The organism is Streptococcus mitis (genome assembly GCF_946188685.1).
Lineage (GTDB): Bacteria > Bacillota > Bacilli > Lactobacillales > Streptococcaceae > Streptococcus > Streptococcus mitis_CC.
This window is the reverse complement of record NZ_CAMHWH010000017.1, coordinates 1-3,878: the sequence shown is the minus strand read 5'-3', so window position 1 is coordinate 3,878 and position 3,878 is coordinate 1. Positions and strand designations below refer to the sequence as shown.

1 tRNA gene and 2 rRNA genes are annotated in these 3,878 nt (G+C 49.9%); all 3 read right to left on the bottom strand.

What is annotated here, in order from left to right:
• Positions 1–2,035: ribosomal RNA gene (locus N8N51_RS10290) — 23S ribosomal RNA — on the bottom strand; the annotation flags it as partial.
• Positions 2,036–2,159: 124 nt separating this feature from the next.
• Positions 2,160–2,232 (bottom strand) — tRNA-Ala (locus N8N51_RS10285).
• A gap of 51 nt (positions 2,233–2,283) precedes the next feature.
• A 16S ribosomal RNA gene (locus N8N51_RS10280) occupies positions 2,284–3,830 on the bottom strand.
• Between the last annotated feature and the right edge of the window lie 48 nt (positions 3,831–3,878).

Sequence of the window (3,878 nt, the reverse complement as noted above, 5' to 3'; positions counted from 1 at the left end):
TCTTCACAGGTACTAAAATTTCACCGAGTCTCTCGTTGAGACAGTGCCCAAATCATTACGCCTTTCGTGCGGGTCGGAACTTACCCGACAAGGAATTTCGCTACCTTAGGACCGTTATAGTTACGGCCGCCGTTTACTGGGGCTTCAATTCATACCTTCGCTTGCGCTAAGCACTCCTCTTAACCTTCCAGCACCGGGCAGGCGTCACCCCCTATACATCATCTTACGATTTAGCAGAGAGCTGTGTTTTTGATAAACAGTTGCTTGGGCCTATTCACTGCGGCTGACTTAAAGTCAGCACCCCTTCTCCCGAAGTTACGGGGTCATTTTGCCGAGTTCCTTAACGAGAGTTCTCTCGCTCACCTGAGGCTACTCGCCTCGACTACCTGTGTCGGTTTGCGGTACGGGTAGAGTATGTTTAAACGCTAGAAGCTTTTCTTGGCAGTGTGACGTCACTAACTTCGCTACTAAACTTCGCTCCCCATCACAGCTCAATGTTATAGAACTAAGCATTTGACTCAGTTCACACCTCACTGCTTAGACAGACACTTCCAATCGTCTGCTTTAGTTAGCCTACTGCGTCCCTCCATCACTACATACTCTAGTACAGGAATATCAACCTGTTGTCCATCGGATACACCTTTCGGTCTCTCCTTAGGTCCCGACTAACCCAGGGCGGACGAGCCTTCCCCTGGAAACCTTAGTCTTACGGTGGACAGGATTCTCACCTGTCTTTCGCTACTCATACCGGCATTCTCACTTCTATGCGTTCCAGCACTCCTCACGGTATACCTTCATCACACATAGAACGCTCTCCTACCATACCTATAAAAGGTATCCACAGCTTCGGTAAATTGTTTTAGCCCCGGTACATTTTCGGCGCAGGGTCACTCGACTAGTGAGCTATTACGCACTCTTTGAATGAATAGCTGCTTCTAAGCTAACATCCTAGTTGTCTGTGCAACCCCACATCCTTTTCCACTTAACAATTATTTTGGGACCTTAGCTGGTGGTCTGGGCTGTTTCCCTTTCGACTACGGATCTTAGCACTCGCAGTCTGACTGCCGACCATAATTCATTGGCATTCGGAGTTTATCTGAGATTGGTAATCCGGGATGGACCCCTCACCCAAACAGTGCTCTACCTCCAAGAATCTTTATGTCGACGCTAGCCCTAAAGCTATTTCGGAGAGAACCAGCTATCTCCAAGTTCGTTTGGAATTTCTCCGCTACCCACAAGTCATCCAAGCACTTTTCAACGTGCCCTGGTTCGGTCCTCCAGTGCGTCTTACCGCACCTTCAACCTGCTCATGGGTAGGTCACATGGTTTCGGGTCTACGTCATGATACTAATTCGCCCTATTCAGACTCGGTTTCCCTACGGCTCCGTCTCTTCAACTTAACCTCGCATCATAACGTAACTCGCCGGTTCATTCTACAAAAGGCACGCTCTCACCCATTAACGGGCTCGAACTTGTTGTAGGCACACGGTTTCAGGTTCTATTTCACTCCCCTCCCGGGGTGCTTTTCACCTTTCCCTCACGGTACTGGTTCACTATCGGTCACTAGGGAGTATTTAGGGTTGGGAGATGGTCCTCCCAGATTCCGACGGGATTTCACGTGTCCCGCCGTACTCAGGATACTGCTAGGTACAAAGACTATTTTAAATACGAGGCTATTACTCTCTTTGGCTGATCTTCCCAAATCATTCTTCTATAATCTTTGAGTCCACATTGCAGTCCTACAACCCCGAAGAGTAAACTCTTCGGTTTGCCCTCCTGCCGTTTCGCTCGCCGCTACTAAGGCAATCGCTTTTGCTTTCTCTTCCTGCAGCTACTTAGATGTTTCAGTTCACTGCGTCTTCCTCCTCACATCCTTAACAGATGCGGGTAACAGGTAGTACCTGTTGGGTTCCCCCATTCGGAAATCCCTGGATCATCGCTTACTTACAGCTACCCAAGGCATATCGTCGTTTGTCACGTCCTTCTTCGGCTCCTAGTGCCAAGGCATCCACCGTGCGCCCTTATTAACTTAACCTTATTTTCTGACCTTTCAGTCATAAACTCTTATTAATACTACAGCGTTTTCGGTTTATTTTCTTGTTACTATTTGATATAGATATTCAATTTTCAATGTGCATTACTTGGTGATCTCTCACCAATGGAGCCTAGCGGGATCGAACCGCTGACCTCCTGCGTGCAAAGCAGGCGCTCTCCCAGCTGAGCTAAGGCCCCACAAGACCTCTCAAGACTAAACAAGACCAATGCGCAGTTCCTTTTCCTTAGAAAGGAGGTGATCCAGCCGCACCTTCCGATACGGCTACCTTGTTACGACTTCACCCCAATCATCTATCCCACCTTAGGCGGCTGGCTCCTAAAAGGTTACCTCACCGACTTCGGGTGTTACAAACTCTCGTGGTGTGACGGGCGGTGTGTACAAGGCCCGGGAACGTATTCACCGCGGCGTGCTGATCCGCGATTACTAGCGATTCCGACTTCATGTAGGCGAGTTGCAGCCTACAATCCGAACTGAGACTGGCTTTAAGAGATTAGCTTGCCGTCACCGGCTTGCGACTCGTTGTACCAGCCATTGTAGCACGTGTGTAGCCCAGGTCATAAGGGGCATGATGATTTGACGTCATCCCCACCTTCCTCCGGTTTATTACCGGCAGTCTCGCTAGAGTGCCCAACTGAATGATGGCAACTAACAATAGGGGTTGCGCTCGTTGCGGGACTTAACCCAACATCTCACGACACGAGCTGACGACAACCATGCACCACCTGTCACCTCTGTCCCGAAGGAAAGCTCTATCTCTAGAGCGGTCAGAGGGATGTCAAGACCTGGTAAGGTTCTTCGCGTTGCTTCGAATTAAACCACATGCTCCACCGCTTGTGCGGGCCCCCGTCAATTCCTTTGAGTTTCAACCTTGCGGTCGTACTCCCCAGGCGGAGTGCTTAATGCGTTAGCTGCGGCACTAAACCCCGGAAAGGGTCTAACACCTAGCACTCATCGTTTACGGCGTGGACTACCAGGGTATCTAATCCTGTTTGCTCCCCACGCTTTCGAGCCTCAGCGTCAGTTACAAGCCAGAGAGCCGCTTTCGCCACCGGTGTTCCTCCATATATCTACGCATTTCACCGCTACACATGGAATTCCACTCTCCCCTCTTGCACTCAAGTTAAACAGTTTCCAAAGCGTACTATGGTTAAGCCACAGCCTTTAACTTCAGACTTATCTAACCGCCTGCGCTCGCTTTACGCCCAATAAATCCGGACAACGCTCGGGACCTACGTATTACCGCGGCTGCTGGCACGTAGTTAGCCGTCCCTTTCTGGTAAGATACCGTCACAGTGTGAACTTTCCACTCTCACACTCGTTCTTCTCTTACAACAGAGCTTTACGATCCGAAAACCTTCTTCACTCACGCGGCGTTGCTCGGTCAGACTTCCGTCCATTGCCGAAGATTCCCTACTGCTGCCTCCCGTAGGAGTCTGGGCCGTGTCTCAGTCCCAGTGTGGCCGATCACCCTCTCAGGTCGGCTATGTATCGTCGCCTTGGTGAGCCGTTACCCCACCAACTAGCTAATACAACGCAGGTCCATCTGGTAGTGGTGCAATTGCACCTTTTAAGCAAATGTCATGCAACATCTACTCTTATGCGGTATTAGCTATCGTTTCCAATAGTTATCCCCCGCTACCAGGCAGGTTACCTACGCGTTACTCACCCGTTCGCAACTCATCCGGAGAAGCAAGCTCCTCCTTCAGCGTTCTACTTGCATGTATTAGGCACGCCGCCAGCGTTCGTCCTGAGCCAGGATCAAACTCTCATTAAAAGTTTGAGTTCTCACTCATTTCTGTCACTGACAGATTTATTGTTTTTT